This is a genomic window from Marinomonas sp. A3A (assembly GCF_018336955.1).
Taxonomy (GTDB): domain Bacteria; phylum Pseudomonadota; class Gammaproteobacteria; order Pseudomonadales; family Marinomonadaceae; genus Marinomonas; species Marinomonas lutimaris.
Map to the genome: position 1 here is coordinate 46,820 of NZ_CP025532.1, position 16,446 is coordinate 63,265.

General features: G+C 44.6%; 15 protein-coding genes. 9 read left to right on the plus strand and 6 right to left on the minus strand.

All coding sequences use genetic code 11. The features are described 5' to 3' along the window. Window positions 1-42: 42 nt before the first annotated feature. The 7 genes from oppB to CYL31_RS00240 all read left to right on the plus strand — a co-directional run bounded on the left by oppB (window position 43) and on the right by CYL31_RS00240 (window position 6,797). Window positions 43-963, plus strand: a complete 921-nt coding sequence (gene oppB / locus CYL31_RS00210) for an oligopeptide ABC transporter permease OppB (protein ID WP_212917014.1) — start codon at window positions 43-45, stop codon at window positions 961-963. 12 nt (window positions 964-975) lie between these two features. Next, window positions 976-1,902 carry an oligopeptide ABC transporter permease OppC gene (oppC, locus tag CYL31_RS00215; protein WP_212917015.1) on the plus strand — a complete coding sequence of 309 codons (927 nt, stop codon included), beginning with the start codon at window positions 976-978 and terminating at the stop codon, window positions 1,900-1,902. 9 nt (window positions 1,903-1,911) lie between these two features. After that, window positions 1,912-2,901, plus strand: coding sequence for an ABC transporter ATP-binding protein (locus tag CYL31_RS00220; RefSeq protein ID WP_212917016.1), 990 nt, complete (start codon window positions 1,912-1,914; stop codon window positions 2,899-2,901). Then, window positions 2,901-3,902, plus strand: a complete 1,002-nt coding sequence (gene oppF / locus CYL31_RS00225; protein ID WP_212917017.1) for a murein tripeptide/oligopeptide ABC transporter ATP binding protein OppF — start codon at window positions 2,901-2,903, stop codon at window positions 3,900-3,902. Before CYL31_RS00220 ends, oppF begins: the two co-directional genes overlap by 1 nt. A 201-nt stretch (window positions 3,903-4,103) precedes the next feature. Next, window positions 4,104-4,631 (plus strand): putative pterin-binding protein, encoded by a 528-nt coding sequence (locus tag CYL31_RS00230; RefSeq protein ID WP_212917018.1) that lies wholly within the window; start codon window positions 4,104-4,106, stop codon window positions 4,629-4,631. A gap of 2 nt (window positions 4,632-4,633) precedes the next feature. Then, on the plus strand, window positions 4,634-6,472 hold the full coding sequence (locus CYL31_RS00235) for a sensor histidine kinase (protein WP_212917019.1): 1,839 nt from the start codon (window positions 4,634-4,636) through the stop codon (window positions 6,470-6,472). Next, on the plus strand, window positions 6,465-6,797 hold the full coding sequence (locus CYL31_RS00240) for an Hpt domain-containing protein (RefSeq protein ID WP_212917020.1): 333 nt from the start codon (window positions 6,465-6,467) through the stop codon (window positions 6,795-6,797). The genes CYL31_RS00235 and CYL31_RS00240 overlap by 8 nt, the downstream gene beginning before the upstream one ends. Window positions 6,798-6,814: 17 nt before the next feature. Here CYL31_RS00240 and msrC read toward each other — a convergent pair whose 3' ends face one another. The 6 genes from msrC to CYL31_RS00270 all read right to left on the minus strand — a co-directional run bounded on the left by msrC (window position 6,815) and on the right by CYL31_RS00270 (window position 14,134). Continuing rightward, window positions 6,815-7,315 carry a free L-methionine (R)-S-oxide reductase MsrC gene (msrC, locus tag CYL31_RS00245; protein ID WP_212917021.1) on the minus strand — a complete coding sequence of 167 codons (501 nt, stop codon included), beginning with the start codon at window positions 7,313-7,315 and terminating at the stop codon, window positions 6,815-6,817. Between the two features lie 167 nt (window positions 7,316-7,482). Next, window positions 7,483-8,196 carry a phosphate signaling complex protein PhoU gene (gene phoU, locus CYL31_RS00250; RefSeq protein WP_212917022.1) on the minus strand — a complete coding sequence of 238 codons (714 nt, stop codon included), beginning with the start codon at window positions 8,194-8,196 and terminating at the stop codon, window positions 7,483-7,485. Between the two features lie 14 nt (window positions 8,197-8,210). Then, on the minus strand, window positions 8,211-9,041 hold the full coding sequence (pstB, locus tag CYL31_RS00255; protein ID WP_212917023.1) for a phosphate ABC transporter ATP-binding protein PstB: 831 nt from the start codon (window positions 9,039-9,041) through the stop codon (window positions 8,211-8,213). A 20-nt stretch (window positions 9,042-9,061) separates the two neighbouring features. Then, the gene (pstA, locus tag CYL31_RS00260; RefSeq protein WP_249411647.1) at window positions 9,062-10,774 is read right to left on the minus strand and encodes a phosphate ABC transporter permease PstA; all 1,713 of its coding nucleotides are present in this window, start codon (window positions 10,772-10,774) and stop codon (window positions 9,062-9,064) included. Beyond that, the gene (locus CYL31_RS00265; RefSeq protein ID WP_212917024.1) at window positions 10,774-13,035 is read right to left on the minus strand and encodes an ABC transporter permease subunit; all 2,262 of its coding nucleotides are present in this window, start codon (window positions 13,033-13,035) and stop codon (window positions 10,774-10,776) included. Before CYL31_RS00265 ends, pstA begins: the two co-directional genes overlap by 1 nt. 130 nt (window positions 13,036-13,165) lie before the next feature. Further along, the gene (locus tag CYL31_RS00270; protein ID WP_212917025.1) at window positions 13,166-14,134 is read right to left on the minus strand and encodes a PstS family phosphate ABC transporter substrate-binding protein; all 969 of its coding nucleotides are present in this window, start codon (window positions 14,132-14,134) and stop codon (window positions 13,166-13,168) included. 380 nt (window positions 14,135-14,514) lie between these two features. Here CYL31_RS00270 and CYL31_RS00275 point away from each other — a divergent pair, with 380 nt between their 5' ends. Together CYL31_RS00275 and CYL31_RS00280 are read left to right on the plus strand one after the other, a co-directional pair. Next, entirely contained in the window at window positions 14,515-15,051 is a 537-nt protein-coding gene (locus CYL31_RS00275; RefSeq protein ID WP_212917026.1) for a TRAP transporter small permease subunit, read from the plus strand. After that, complete coding sequence (locus CYL31_RS00280) at window positions 15,051-16,439, plus strand: TRAP transporter large permease (RefSeq protein ID WP_212917027.1); 1,389 nt, start codon at window positions 15,051-15,053, stop codon at window positions 16,437-16,439. The genes CYL31_RS00275 and CYL31_RS00280 overlap by 1 nt, the downstream gene beginning before the upstream one ends. Window positions 16,440-16,446 lie beyond the last annotated feature (7 nt).

Consider the following 16,446-nt stretch of genomic DNA (forward strand, 5'->3'; position numbering starts at 1 on the left):
TAGTATTAGCCGCCCTTTATAGCGCCTAATCCGGTAATTTTTATGCTGACATTTATTTCAAAACGCATTTTAGAAGCCATTCCAACATTGTTGATTTTGATTACGGTTTCTTTTTTCTTAATGCACTCTGCCCCCGGCAGCCCATTTACCAGCGAACGCGCTTTACCACCCGAGGTGTTGGCAAACATTAACGCTAAATACCATTTGGATGAGCCAGTCATTAACCAATATTTTTACTATCTTGGTGGCTTGCTTCAAGGTGATCTAGGACCTTCTTTTCGCTACAAAGATTTCACTATTAATGAACTGATTGCACAGAGTTTCCCTGTCTCTGCTGAGATTGGTATCTGGTCTTTTCTTGTCGCTCTACTTATTGGCGTGGGTTGCGGAATAATCGCGGCACTGCGCCAGAACTCGTGGTTAGATTACAGTGTTATGGGCTTTGCAAACCTTGGGATCGTGCTGCCGAATTTTGTTTTGGCTCCGTTGTGTATCCTGTTTTTCTCTATTTATAATCATTGGCTACCACCCGGTGGCTGGAATGGTGGGGCTTGGCCTTATTTGGTAATGCCTGTTATTGCTATGTCCACCAGCTACATTGCTCAGATCGCACGTATTACTCGTGGCAGCATGATTGAAACCATGCACTCCAACTTTATCCGTACTGCGAGAGCGAAAGGTTTACCAAAATATCGCATCATCTTTCAGCATGCTTTGCGCCCCGCCATGCTGCCTGTTGTTTCCTATCTTGGGCCTGCATTCGTCGGCATAGTGACAGGTTCTGTTATTGTCGATGTGTATTTTGGTACAGGCGGTATTGGTCAGCACTTTATCAATGGCGCATTGAATCGCGACTATTCCATGGTCATGGGTGTCACCATTTTGGTCGGTACATTGACGATTCTATTCAATGCCATCGTCGATATTTTATACGCTGTTATTGATCCGAAAATTCGCTACTAAGGCCTCGCTATTATGATTACTACGAAAGACAAAATTCAGGCCGTCGAACAGTTCGCCGAAAAAGTGGTGGAAGTCGAAGGTCGCAGTTTATGGCAAGACGCCCGTCGTCGATTTTTTTCTAACCATGCCGCAGTGACTAGCTTAATTATTCTGCTGCTTATTACCGCCATTGCTTTGCTTGGCCCGTTTTTCAGCCAATGGAATTACGACGATATCGACTGGGAAGCACTGTCTGACATTTCCACTTTAGGTCGTCCAAACATTGAAAACAGTCATTACTTTGGTACTGACACCCTAGGCCGCGATATTTTTGTTCGTACCATGCAAGGCGGACAAATCTCGTTATTGGTTGGCATCATGGGCAGCGTAGTGGCTATCGTTATTGGTACGCTTTACGGCGCGGCATCAGGTTACATTGGTGGACGCGTTGACAGTGTGATGATGCGTTTCTTGGAGATTCTGAACTCTTTCCCTTTCATGTTCTTTGTGATCATCCTGATGACCTTATTTGGTCGCCATATCTTCTTGATCTTTGTCGCCATTGGCGCGATTTCATGGCTCGATATGGCGCGGATAGTTCGCGGTCAGACCTTGAGCCTGAAAAACAAAGAATACATCGAAGCAGCTTACGCTTGCGGCGTGTCGACACCAAAAATCATCTTGCGCCACATTGTGCCAAACGTACTCGGCATCGTGGTTGTTTATGCCACGTTGTTGGTACCGAATATGATTTTGCTTGAGTCTTTTATCAGCTTCTTGGGACTCGGCGTTCAAGAGCCTATGACCAGCTGGGGCGCATTGATTTCTGAAGGCGCTCAAAATATGGAAATTGCTATTTGGCAATTGGCTTGGCCGCTTGGTTTCCTAGTCGTGACTCTGTTTTGTTTTAACTTCCTCGGCGATGGCTTACGCGATGCGCTTGATCCAAAAGACCGCTAAGGAGGCTTTATGAGCTTATCAAGTCAAAAGAATTTATTAGAAGTAAATAACTTACGAGTGAATTTCAGAACGCCCGATGGTTTTGTAACCGCGGTGAATGATCTGAACTTCACCTTAGCCCAAGGTGAAACCCTAGGCATCGTTGGCGAGTCTGGTTCTGGTAAAAGCCAAACTGCATTTGCTCTCATGGGCTTATTGGCTGGCAATGGCATTATTGAAGGGGAAGCACGCTTTAACGAGCAAAACATTCTGACCCTGAATGAAAAAGCCATGAACCGCATCCGCTCCAAAGAAATTGCCATGATCTTCCAAGATCCAATGACCTCATTGAATCCTTATATGAAGGTCGGCAAGCAGTTGATGGAAGTCTTGATGCTGCACAAAGGCATGAGCAAAGCCGAAGCGTTTGAAGCATCAGTCAAAATGCTCGACGCAGTGAAGATGCCAGAAGCGCGTAAGCGCATGAACATGTATCCGCATGAATTTTCTGGCGGCATGAGACAGCGTGTGATGATCGCTATGGCGTTATTATGCCAACCTAAGCTGTTGATCGCCGATGAGCCAACCACCGCCCTAGACGTCACCGTACAGGCTCAAATTCTGACCTTGCTGAACGAATTAAAAGACGACTTCAACACCTCCATCATTATGATCACTCATGATTTGGGCGTGGTCGCTGGCTTATGCGACAAAGTGTTGGTGATGTACGCCGGACAAACCATGGAATATGGCACCGCAGAAGATGTGTTTTATCGCCCTACGCATCCGTATACGCAAGGTTTATTAAAAGCCATTCCTCGCCTTGATGGCAATGACGACAAGTTATCCACCATTCCGGGCAACCCACCTAACTTGCTGCATATGCCATCAGGCTGTCCATTCCAAGCCCGTTGTGAGTTTGCCAGAGAACGCTGTGGAGAAAGCATGCCTGAGCTAAAAGAATTTGCACCGGGTCAACTACGAGCTTGTCATAAATCCGTTGATGGATGGGTCGCCTAATGAACACTTCAAATAACGTATTAATGGAAGTGAACAACTTAAAAGTACACTTCAACATCAAGTCAGACAATGCATGGCCATGGGAAAAAGGCCAAGCACTAAAAGCCGTAGATGGCGTTAATTTGACCATTTACGCTGGCGAGACACTTGGCGTGGTGGGTGAATCTGGCTGTGGTAAATCTACGCTTGCCCGCGCTTTACTTCGCCTTGTGCCAATTACCGAAGGCAATGTGGTTTGGCTTGGACAAGATCTAACGGACTTAGACAAAAAACAAATGCGCAGCAAGCGTCAAGAGCTGCAGATGATCTTTCAAGACCCCTTGGCGTCGCTTGATCCGCGTATGACGGTGGGCGATATCATTGCAGAACCACTTAGAACCTTTCGTCCAGAATTATCAAAAGAAACGGTAAAAGCCGAGGTTCGCGCCATCATGGATCGCGTGGGGTTATTGCCTAACGTGATTAACCGTTATCCTCATGAATTTTCAGGTGGCCAATGCCAGCGCATCGGCATTGCTCGCGCTTTGATTCTCAAGCCTAAGTTAGTTGTATGTGACGAGCCAGTTTCTGCGTTGGACGTTTCTATCCAAGCGCAAGTGGTTAATTTATTGAAAGAGTTACAAGCGGAAATGGGCTTGTCTTTGGTGTTTATCGCCCACGACTTAAGTGTGGTAAAACACATTTCAGATCGGGTTTTGGTTATGTACTTAGGCAATGCGGTTGAATTAGCCAGCAAACGCGCGCTGTACGAAAACCCTCAGCACCCATACACCAAAGCCTTGTTGTCAGCGGTACCTGTTCCTGATCCAAGAGTAGAGCGTGGTAAAAAGATCCAGTTATTGACTGGCGATTTACCATCACCAATCAACCCACCGTCAGGTTGTATTTTTCGTACTCGATGCCCTCATGCCAATGAAGGCTGCGCGCAACAAAAACCGACTTTGCAAGTGTTATCGAATGAGCACCAAGCCGCTTGCTCGCGACTTGCAGACATAGCTTGAGACATCCTATTTAAGTACGAAGTAGATACAGGTAAAAACATTAAGCCGTTTTGTGATTTCTCAATTAAGAAAGCCCAAAACGGCTTAATTGTTACTAAACCTTCTGTTCTTTCATTTCAAAGCGAGTATTCATCACACAAGCCCGCTATTTTTGTCTATCATATAGATCTGTTAAATTAGGCAGCATTAAGGCTTTTATTCATGCGTTTATACTCTTCTTATACAAATCTAAATCCTCTTGTATTACTGTTTTTATGTGTTATGTCTATCGCGTCCTACGCGGCAGATAAACCAAAAGGAAGAGTTTTACTCACTGTATCGGGTGCAATCGATACTGCAAATCTACAACCAGAATCAACGTTTGATTTAGCGATGCTAAACAGCTTGCCTCAATACACCATCACTACGCATAATCCATGGACAAAAGGAATTCACACTTACCAAGGTTTTTCTGCCGCCGACCTACTAAAGCAGTTAGGTAGTACTGCTACATTTTTACAAGTCACAGCTCTTAATGAATACATGACGGAGATTCCTCTCAGTGACTTTACGGAAAACGGCGCGATTTTGGCAACTCATCTAGACGGAAAGCCTATGAGTGTTAGAAACCTCGGTCCTATCATGATGATTTATCCATTTGACGAACACGAAGAGCTTAAATCTGAAATGTTTTATGGCCGTTCTATTTGGCAAATTGATCGCATCAAAGCGATTGTAGGAACCGAGTAAACATGGAACGCTTGTTTAAAGGAAACACTTGGCTATCCAAATTCAAGCTATGGGTTCTGTATGGCTTTATTGCTTTCATTATTGCCATCACCATCGCTGTATTTGGCATTATTACTTACACCAGTGATAGCTCAAAAAACAACAGTCGGCGCGTATTTGAAAGCTCTTTGTGGAATACCCTACAGCTACAAATACAGTCATATCGTTTTCTCAATTACTTGATAGAATTGGACGAAGCCGATTACCCCCTTAACGGTAATGCTTTTTTTGAGTATGACCTGTTAATGAGTCGAGTAGACTTACTTAGACAAGGAGACGTAGGCTCTCTGATCCGCACCTTTGAAAGCGGCCGCACTACCAGACTGTTGAATATTATTAACGGTGAATTAGAACTACTCAGTTTCAATTTATCTAAAATAGAGAGCGGCGATACTTCCTACCTACCAGATTTAATTGAACGCATTCAGCGCATCGAAGAGCAAATCAATGAGTTTGTCACCTTAGTGAACAAAGGCAGCAATGAATTCATCAGCAACCAGCATAAAACATTGCAGAAGAATTTAGATGATATTCAACTACTCTCAATGGCGCTTCTAGCATGCCTATTATGCTTGTGCTTTTTTACTGTAAAAGGATTAACCGAGCTTAGAAACGTCATTAAGCGCAATGATGAACTTAAACTAGGAATTCAAACTGTCCATGAAGACAAAGCCAATCTGCTGTCTTTTATTAGCCAAGAAATACGTTCTCCGATTAATGCCATTTTGGGAACCGCTAAAACACTGAATTGCACAGAGTCAAAAAATGACACAGGGGCGCTATCAAAGCATATTGAAGAATCAGGACATCAGTTACTACAAACTATCGAAATGCTTTCTGACCTAGCGCTCATTGATGCCAAGCAGCTAACACTTAACCCAACGACCGAGTGCTTACAAAAGAGCATAGAAGATTACCTGGCTATTTTTGAGCCGCAGATGACGCGCAAAAATTTGCAGAGCATCCTTTATATTGATCCTCTTCTACCTAAAGATATCAGTCTAGACTTTATCCGAACCAAAGAGATCATCGTTGCTCTGCTGCAAAATGCGATTACCTATACCTCATCAGGTAGCATAAGTTTACAAATTAGGCCTTCAGCGCTAAACGCACCTCAACTACCACTTGTTCCAGACACAAAAGAAATCAGAGTGATGCAAATAGCCCTTAGAGACACTGGGCTAGGTATGCCAAATGAATTACAACAAAATTTAAGAATCAACCCATCTTTGCCAATGCAACAAGAAGGTCCTTTGCCCAGTAAAGTGGGCTTGAGTCTGGCTTTGTGTCACAAATTGGTTTATCTCATGCAAGGCGAGATGCATTTTTCCTGTGCGCCACAAAAAGGCTGTGAGTTTTGGGTCGATATTCCATATTACGTTCCGAGTACCAACTTACCGACATCGTCTGCTTTTCACTGTACTGAGCAAACACAAGCATTGGTCATTGAAACGGACACGCATCTAGCCAAAATTATTGGCTTACAACTTGCCACGTTCAATATTGATGCTATCTTTTCAAAGGATGGCAGCCTGCAAGAATACAAAGATTACGATCTAGTGATTCTAGGGAATACACCGCGGTTTGAACGAGATGGCAATGATGCACTGCAGCAATGGAAAGCAAAATCTTGCCCTATTCTTGGCTATAACCCCCAAGCGATTAGCCACCCAGAGCACTCAATCATACCATTACATTTTCCGCTCACGCAGACCCAACTAGAGCCACTTATAGCGGGACTCTTTTCACCGAAAAAAACAACATACAAAGACATATCGTCAAAGGCTCATAAAAATGATTGATCACGCCCATCTAGACTCTCTAATTCAACTGCTAGGGAAAGACACAATTAACGCTATACGCTTGGAGTTTGTTGACGACAGCACCGAAAAAATGGTGCAGCTTAAGCAAGCTTGGGAAAAGAGAGACTATCAAGAATTAAGGCATGTGAGCCATTCACTCAAGTCCGCCAGTTTAAACATGGCAATGCAGCTATTTGCCAAACAATGCCAGTTGATTGAAGAAGCGGCAACACAACAAAGTGATCAAGACATGCAAGCCATCATCGATGGCCTACCTGCCGTTCATCAAGCGTCATTAGACGAACTTGAAGTGCACTTTTTATAACAAAAGACTCAACAAGGTTAGATTGACCAACTAAAATCTGTGGCTTCAATAAAAGTTGCCACAAAAGACTCCAATCCAGCTTGATCAATCTCAGAGAAACGGCCAACCTTCGGGCTGTCCATATCAAACACTGCCATTAATTTACCACCAACGACAACAGGAATAACCACCTCGCTCGCCGACGCGGCATCACAAGCAATATGACCATCAAAGGCGTGAACGTCTTCAATACGTTGCGTCTGTAAAGTAATCGCCGCCTTACCGCATACACCGCGACCGAACGGAATGCGAGTGCAAGCAATCTTGCCAACATAAGGTCCAAGCACTAACTCTTCGCCACGAGAAAAATAGAAACCCGACCAATTCAGATCCGTCACCGTTTGCATAACAAACGCCGAAAACTGCGCGGCATTACAGATAAAATCGCGCTCTCCACTTAGCAATGCAGCTAGTTGAGCATTTAACTCACGATAAGATTCTTCGACAGAAGCGGTAGGATTGGTTTCTATGGTAAACATCGTATTTCACACCCGTTAAAACGAAAAGCAGATGATAACAAAGTCGGCCCGATAGCCCACCCATAAACAGTGAAAATACAATGATTGCAGAGGAGAAATAACGAAGAGTGAATGAAAAATATCGACCTCTTGGCTTTCGAATCAAACCAAGAGGTCGGCAACAAGAGTTATTTCTTATTCATTTCAACAGAAAGATCATTCACATTAACATGACGAACATCAACGCCTTTTACCATGAAGATCAAATGCTGACAGGTATGACGAGCATGATCGCCAATACGCTCTAAAGAACGTAATACCCAAATAACATTAATCACACGAGAAATACTGCGTGGATCTTCCATCATGTAAGTCACCAAAGAACGCATCGCTGTGTTGTATTCTTGATCTACTGCGCGATCTTGTTTCGCGACTTTAATGGCAGCATCAATATCTAAACGAGCATAGGCGTCTAAAGAGTCATGAATCATACGCGACACCATTTGACCGATGCGGTTGATCTCTACGTAACCACGAGGAGACTCGCCTTCATTGATCAAGTTTAAGGTCAGGTTGGCAATTTTCTTCGCTTCGTCACCGATACGCTCAAGCTCACTGACCGCTTTGCTGATCGACAAAATCATGCGTAAGTCAGACGCCGCAGGTTGGCGTTTCGCCAAGATACGACGACATTCTTCGTCGATCAAACCGTCTAGCTGATTCACCGTCGCGTCTTGATTTTTTACGTCTTCTGCCAAAGAGCCATTCGCGTCTAATAACGCTTGTACCGCGTCTTGAACTTGGTTCTCTACGACACCACCCATGGTCAAAAAGTGTTGGCGAAGCAGTTCCAGCTCGTTGTTAAACTGCTGAGAAATATGATCCGTTGTTAATTCTTTCATAATGCGTCCTCCGCCTAGCCGTAGCGGCCCGTGATGTAGTCTTCTGTTTGTTGTTTGCTTGGGTTAGTGAACAAAGTGTTCGTGTCGCCAAACTCAATCAAATCACCCATGTACATAAACGCTGTGTAATCAGATACGCGCGCTGCTTGCTGCATGTTGTGTGTCACAATCGCGATGGTGAACTCACTTTTCAACTCATGGATCAATTCTTCAATCTTCAAGGTTGAAATAGGGTCCAACGCCGATGCAGGCTCATCAAGCAATAGTACTTCTGGTTTTACCGCAACGGTACGAGCAATAACCAAACGTTGCTGCTGACCACCAGACATTCCCAAAGCGCTTTCGTGTAGACGGTCTTTTACTTCGTCCCACAAAGCCGCAGAGCGAAGTGCCCATTCAACGGTTTCGTCAAGCAAGCGCTTTTTGTTAATCCCTTGAATACGAAGGCCGTAGGCGACGTTTTCATAAATGCTTTTTGGAAACGGGTTTGGCTTTTGGAACACCATACCAACGCGACGACGGAGCTCAGCAACGTCTGTGCCTTTCGCGTAGATGTTCTGATCACGTAGGTTAAGTTCACCCGTAATACGGCAACCATCTACCAAATCATTCATGCGGTTGAAACAACGCAATAACGTCGATTTACCACAACCAGAAGGCCCGATAAACGCTGTTACCTTTTTCTCTGGAATGACCATGTTTACGCCTTTCAGCGCTTCTTTTTCACCGTAATACAGGTGCAAATCGTTTACAGATAGGCAAACGGTTTCATCTTCAATGCGCAATGCCTGTTGGCTACGCTGCATTGCTGAAATATCAATTGAGTGTGTTTTAACGTCGCTCATAATAATCTCTTCTCCGCCGCTTACATTTCCAGCGATTTGTATTTTTCACGTAAATGATTTCGGATAGTTACTGCTGACAAGTTTAACAAAGCAATAACTATCACCAGCAATAAGGCTGTTGCGTATACAAGTGGTCGTGCCGCTTCCACGTTTGGACTTTGGAAACCAACGTCATAAATATGGAAACCTAAGTGCATGAATTTTTGATCTAAATGGATATAAGGATAATTTCCATCCAACGGCAATGATGGTGCCAGTTTCACCACACCAACCAACATCAATGGTGCCACTTCACCTGCCGCACGAGCGACCGCCAAAATAACCCCAGTCATGATGGCCGGGCTCGCCATCGGCAATACCACTCGCCATAAGGTTTCGGCTTTCGTTGCGCCTAATGCTAAGCTGCCCTCACGGACGTTACGAGGAATACGCGATAAACCTTCTTCGGTTGCCACAATCACCACAGGCACAGTCAATAGCGCTAGTGTGATAGACGCCCACATCAAACCGCCCGTACCAAAGGTTGGCGATGGCAAGGCTTCAGGGAAGAACGCTTGGTCAATACCGGAACCTAGGAAGTAAATAAAGAAACCTAAACCAAATACACCGTAAACGATGGAAGGTACACCAGCTAAGTTGTTTACCGCGATACGAATAATACGAGTTACCCAACCTTGAGACGCATATTCACGTAGATAAACCGCCGCAACCACACCAAATGGTGTTACCAGAACCGTCATTAGCAGAACCATCATGACAGTACCGAAAATGGCTGGGAATACGCCACCTTCTGTATTGGCTTCACGTGGCTCGTCTGACAAGAACTCCCACAATTTAGTGAAATAGAAACCCATCTTCTGAGGCACACTCATCGCATTAGCACGGTAAGCATGAACGATTTTCGCCACAGGCATTTCATGCTCAGAGCCGTCCATCACTTGCACAACAAAGGTATCGCGATTGATTTTGGCGTAAAGATCAATCAGGCTTTGCTGAAGACCTTTGTACTCTTCATCGTATTGACCACGCTCTGCGGCAAGATCTGCCGCTGCCGCAGGTGTTAGCTTGTTTTCTAGCTCTAAACGACGTTGCTCAAGACGAATACGCTCAAGTGCGTAGTTGATCTTACCAATGTCTTTTTTCTCAATTTCATGGATCTCATCGAAAATAACCGCTGCACGTTCGATACTTTTTTCGAAAGTATTCCAAGTCGCCATAGCAGAATCAGTGGGCGTCAGATCCGTGGTTTCAGAAACAATCTTGCCATCTTCTTTCACCGCTTTCAGATAACCGTATAAGTTACCCCACTCACGACGTTCCGCCGTGAATAGCATCTCTGGACGCTTAGAGTCTGTTAGATATTCATCAATGACCCAACGGAAATCCGAACCATATACATCACGGTTACCGGTTTTCATCAGAGTACGTTGCATCAACTGATGCTCATCAGGAATATTAATCCCCGCTTCGCGCAGCTGGGCAGCCGGAACTTCAACACTTTCCACACGTTCTGCAACAAGGTTGTATTCAGAGTCACCAGGCAAAGCATAATGCGTTTCCACTACATCTGCAGGCCAAAAATGCCCTAGACCACGAACGGCAATCAGTAATAACAAACCCACAACCATGATGACAGAAATAGCCACAGCGCCCGCATTTAACCACACCCATGGATCACCAGATTTAACCCATTCGGATACGGATTTTTTCTTCATTTTCATTTCAGTACTCATTATAGCGACCCGTATTTTTTGCGTAGGTGCTGACGCACGGTTTCAGCGATTGTGTTCACCACAAAGGTGAAGATAAAGAGCACAAACGCCGCTAAGAACAAGATGCGATAGTGAGAGCTACCCACTTCAGATTCAGGTACTTCTACTGCCAAGTTGGCCGCTAGCGTCCGCATACCTTCGAAGATATTGAAGTCCATAATCGGAGTATTACCCGTAGCCATCAGTACGATCATGGTTTCACCAACGGCACGGCCCATACCAATCATTATCGCCGAGAAAATCCCAGGGCTCGCTGTTGGTAAGACAACACGAGTCATGGTTTGCCAGTACGTCGCACCCAATGCCAATGAGCCTTGAGTTAACGCTTTTGGCACACTAAAAATGGCATCTTCGGTAATCGAGAAGATAGTCGGGATAACCGCAAAGCCCATAGCAAAACCCACCACCAGCGCGTTACGTTGGTCAAAGGTGATACCAAGGTCGTGAGTAATCCAGCCACGAATGTTGCCACCAAAGAAGTTCAATTCAATAATTGGACTCATTGCCAAACAGAACCAAGCTAAGAAGACGATGACAGGAATAAGCAGCAATGGCTGCCAGCCATCAGGTACCAACCATCGGATTTGCTGAGGTAAACGTGACCAAATATAAGCAAACAATAGAATGCCAACCGGCAGGACGACGAAAATACTGAACGTCGCCGCTAGGTTTTCTTCTAAGAAAGGCGCAAAGAACAAACCCGCTAAGAAGCCCAAAATTACAGTCGGCAAGGCTTCCATCAACTCGATCACAGGTTTAATCTTACGACGTAGCGCTGGCGCCATGAAGTAAGCCGTGTAAATCGCACCACAAATTGCCAATGGCACCGCCATCAACATCGCGTAAAACGCCGCTTTCAAGGTACCGAATGCTAATGGCATCAAGCTGTATTTAGGCTCGAAGTCATTATTTGCCGCAGAAGACTGCCAAGTGTAAGTCGGCTCTTGATAACCTTCGTACCACACCTTGCCCCACAAAGAAGACCAAGAAACTTCTGGATGTTCATTATCTACATTGAAGAAATGTAAACCTTTGCTGTCTTCCAACAACAAACCATTCGCACGCGGTGCAAAGCTAATCAGACGAGCCGTGTTATCGCTCAATTTTTCATTAATCACTTGGCGAGTCGATGTTGCGTTATAGATAGCAACCAAACCGCGCTCATCAAGCGTTGCAAAGCCTTTACGACGTTGCTCCATTGCCAAATCAACTAAGGCAACAGGTTGTTTAACATCACGAATGAAGGTCAGTTTTTCTTCGTTTGTGTCATTGTTACGAACGTTAAACCACTGGCTCACTCGACCAGAAGAATCTGCCACCATGATAGACGACTTACCTAATAGGTAACTCATTGAAATAAGTTTGGTGTTGGCGTCTTTGAACAGCGACATTTCATCTTTGAGTGCAATGTTATCGAAGTCACGTAGATCAAATTCACTCATAGCACCAGAGCGTGTCGCAACGTATAAGTAACGCTGATCACCACTAAGTAACATGCTGGCCACATCAGGGACGAAAGGTAATGGCTCGCTTTGCTCGCTCAATTCCACTTCTTCGGTGATGAAGTTCACTTCTTTCGATACTTTAGTGATGGCGCTGCTTGAATCGCCAATCGCCGCCATGGTTAGGCTATCGCTGCCATCACGAAGGGTTAACTTCTTGATGGCAAAATCTGCCACATCGACTGGTTCTTCGCCATAAGGGTATTCAACCACTGGGGTGATTTTACGTTTGCCATCAGGGTAAGACGTTTTGTAATCATGCTTCACGATTAATGCTTTACCATCTTCATAACCAAATGCCATCAAATGACTGGTATCAGATTCAACAGCAAAGGCAGTGACTTTTTCAGTACGAAGATTTTTAACGGTGTCGATCACACTGCCATCAGCAACAGAGAAGAAGACGATACTGCCATTACTCGCTACTCGCATACCGATTTCAGTTTGTTCTTCGGTCGTTAAGTAGAGGCTTTCACCTTGGTCCTGTGCAGGCAAGGTGTAGCTTGCCTTAGGATCAATACTGGCGCTTGAAAACAATGGCGCCACTTCATAAAGTAAATAGAAGCAAATAAGCAGTACAGCCAAAATAACACTGCTACCGCCTACCGCAATACCCATTCCAGCCATACGGTCTTTCAGGGCGCGAATTTTACGATGACGCTTTAAAGCTGGCGTATTGAAATCCAGTTCAGGCATCTGATGGTCAGTTAATTTAGTCATCCGCATTCATCTTTGTTGTGTGACATTTTTTATGTGACAGTAGTGTGACAGCCGTGGAACAGAGAAAAGTAGGAGAGCGTTTCGGCCCTCCTACTTTAAGCATCTCGTCCGTAGCTCGCTACAAGACTACTTAGTTAATACCTAGATCTTTCAAGTACTTGCTCGCTACTTTCGCTGGAAGAGGAACATAACCGTCTTTTACGACAACCTCTTGACCCATTTTAGAAAGTACCATTTTAACAAATTCACGTTGTAGTGGTTCAAGCGGCTTATTAGGCGCTTTGTTTACGTAAACGTAAAGGAAACGAGACAGTGGGTATTTACCTGTCGCTGCGTTTTCAATCGTTGCATCAACAAACTCACCACCTTCTTTCTTAGTCAAAGGAACAGCACGTACAGAAGACGTTTTGTAACCGATGCCAGAGTAACCAATACCGTTAAGAGAAGTTGATACAGACTGAACAACAGACGCAGAACCAGGTTGCTCGTTTACACTGTTTTTGTAGTCACCTTTGAAAAGGGCGTGCTCTTTGAAGTAGCCGTAAGTACCAGATACTGAGTTACGACCAAACAATTGAATGTCACGTTTCGCCCAAGCGCCGTCTAGGCCTGCTTTACCCCAGTTAGTGATGTCTTCGCTGTGACCACCTTTACGGGTAGAAGAGAAGATTGCATCCACTTCTGGAAGAGACAAACCTTTGATTGGGTTATCTTTGTGTACAAAAACCGCTAGAGCATCGATAGCCACTGGAATAGCAGTTGGCTTGTAGCCGTATTTTTTCTCAAACGCTGCGATTTCTTTGTCTTTCATTGTACGAGACATAGGACCGAAGTTTGATGTACCTTCAGTTAGTGCTGGTGGCGCAGTAGAAGAGCCAGCAGCTTGAATTTGAATGTTTACATTTGGGTATAGACGCTTGAAGTCTTCTGCCCACATGGTCATCAAGTTTGCTAGGGTGTCAGAGCCAACACTTGAAATATTGCCAGAAACGCCACTTGCTTTGCTGTAAGACATTAAATTTGAATCAACATCTGCAAAAGCGTTAACAGAAACGCCTACTGCCGCTGTCATCGCTAAACCTGCAACTAGTTTTTTCATCACATAAACCTCAGTGGTTGTAGTCAAATATTTATGAGCGACTGCCCATAGCTCGTTCGATGTTTTGTACTATAGGAGAGTTATGTGACAGAAATGTTAAACAATGAAATATTTCAAAAATAAATTATGAGTCCTTACAAAAAGAATAGAAAAACGACATAGCATTAAAAACAACAACCCGCTCTTTTTTATTGCATTTCTTATCAATTTTGTATCAAAGAACCACCTAATTTCCGTTAAATGTCTTCTAACTTACCATTCACGACGTCTGTAATATTCCCAAGAGTGATGTTATCCAATAGACTAACCGTCCGGATTTTATAGGCACTGTGGCCTCGCTAAACTTCCGATAAAAATGATTAAAAACTGTGGGTATTTTAATGTTAAACAAACTGGTCAGTTCAGCTGAGGCGATTTCCCATTACATGGGACGATGCGTTGCTTGGCTTACGTTAGCGATGATGCTGCTTACCTGCCTCATCGTGCTGTTGCGTTATGGCTTTGATATTGGTGCAATCGCGCTGCAAGAGTCTGTGCTTTATATGCATGCCATGGTCTTTATGTTGGGGGCGGCGTACACCTTTAAAGACGACGAACATGTTCGCGTTGATGTTTTTTATCGTGATTTTTCTGTCACTAAAAAAGCCTGGGTGAATATCATTGGCGGTCTTTTCTTCCTTTTGCCATTCACGCTTTACACCGCGTATTTGAGCTTTGATTACGTGAGCGCTTCGTGGCGAGTATTAGAAACCTCTCCTGAACCTGGCGGCTTGCCTTTTGTGTATCTGCTAAAAACGCTTATTCCCATCATGATGATTAGCCTGATCATTCAAGGTGCAGCCGATATTTTGAAAAATATTGGCGTTGTGACTGCGGCTCGCTCCCTCATTAATAGACAGGCTAAAGGACAAAACTAATGGCTGAATTTATTCCTTTATGGCTGTTTGCCGGTGTTTGTGTCTGCTTACTGTTTGGTTACCCTGTGGCGTTTTCTTTGGGCGGCACCGCGCTGATTTTCGCAGCGGTTGGCTCTATGTTCGGCACCTTTGATAGTGTTTTCTTAGAAGCCTTACCAAATCGTTTATTCGGTATTGTCGGCAATGAAACACTAATCGCGGTGCCACTATTTGTCTTAATGGGCGTTTTGCTCGAAAAATCCAAGCTGGCTGAAAAGCTACTCGACTCCATGGCCATGCTGTTTGGCACCCTGCGTGGTGGTTTAGGCATTTCGGTTATTTTGGTAGGTATGTTGTTAGCAGCAAGTACCGGTATCGTTGGTGCCACCGTGGTGACCATGGGCATGATTTCGTTACCAACCATGTTGCGTCGTGGCTACGATCCCGCATTGGCCGCCGGTACTATTTGTGCGACAGGTACCTTGGGACAAATCATTCCACCCTCTATCGCTTTGGTTCTATTGGGCGATGTGATGTCCAATGCTTATCAAAAAGCACAATTAGAAATGGGAATTTTTTCACCTAAAACCATCTCTGTGGGAGATTTGTTTGTTGGTGCGTTGATTCCTGGCTTAATCTTGGTTGGGCTTTATATCCTTTACGTCATCATGGTGGCTTGGTTACAGCCGCACAAAGCACCAGCTGTGCCTCGTGAAGAATTACGTAATGGCTCAAACGAATCCTTAGCCGTTCAGCTTTTTAAAGGATTGGTTCCGCCTTTAGTGCTTATCTTCGCGGTATTGGGATCGATTCTTAGTGGGGTTGCAACACCAACTGAAGCCGCTGGTGTCGGGGCCCTTGGCGCAGCACTGCTAGCGCTAGGAAGTGGTAAGTTGAGCCTTCCAACCTTAAAAGACGCTGTGTATTCGACGACTAAAGTCACCTGCATGGTGTTCATGATCCTGATCGGCGCCTCTTTGTTTTCTTTGGTGTTCCGTGGTTTTGGTGGCGAAGAATTGATTCAAGACTTCTTCTCGCAACTTCCTGGCGGCGTTGTTGGCGCAATGATCGTCGTGATGCTGCTAATGTTCTTCCTTGGCTTTATTCTAGACTTCATTGAAATCACCTTTGTGGTTGTACCAATTGTTGCGCCTGTATTGTTAGCAATGGGGTTAGATCCTGTGTGGTTGGGCATTATGATGGCAATCAATTTACAGACATCATTCCTAACACCACCATTCGGATTCGCGCTGTTTTACCTGCGTGGCGTAGCGCCTCCAGAACTGAAAACTCAGTCTATTTATAAAGGCGTAATACCTTTTATTCTTATTCAGGTTTCTGTGTTAATCATGTTATCTATCTGGCCAGATCTAGCCACTTGGCTACCTGAACAAGTCTATGCAGACTAAGGACCTC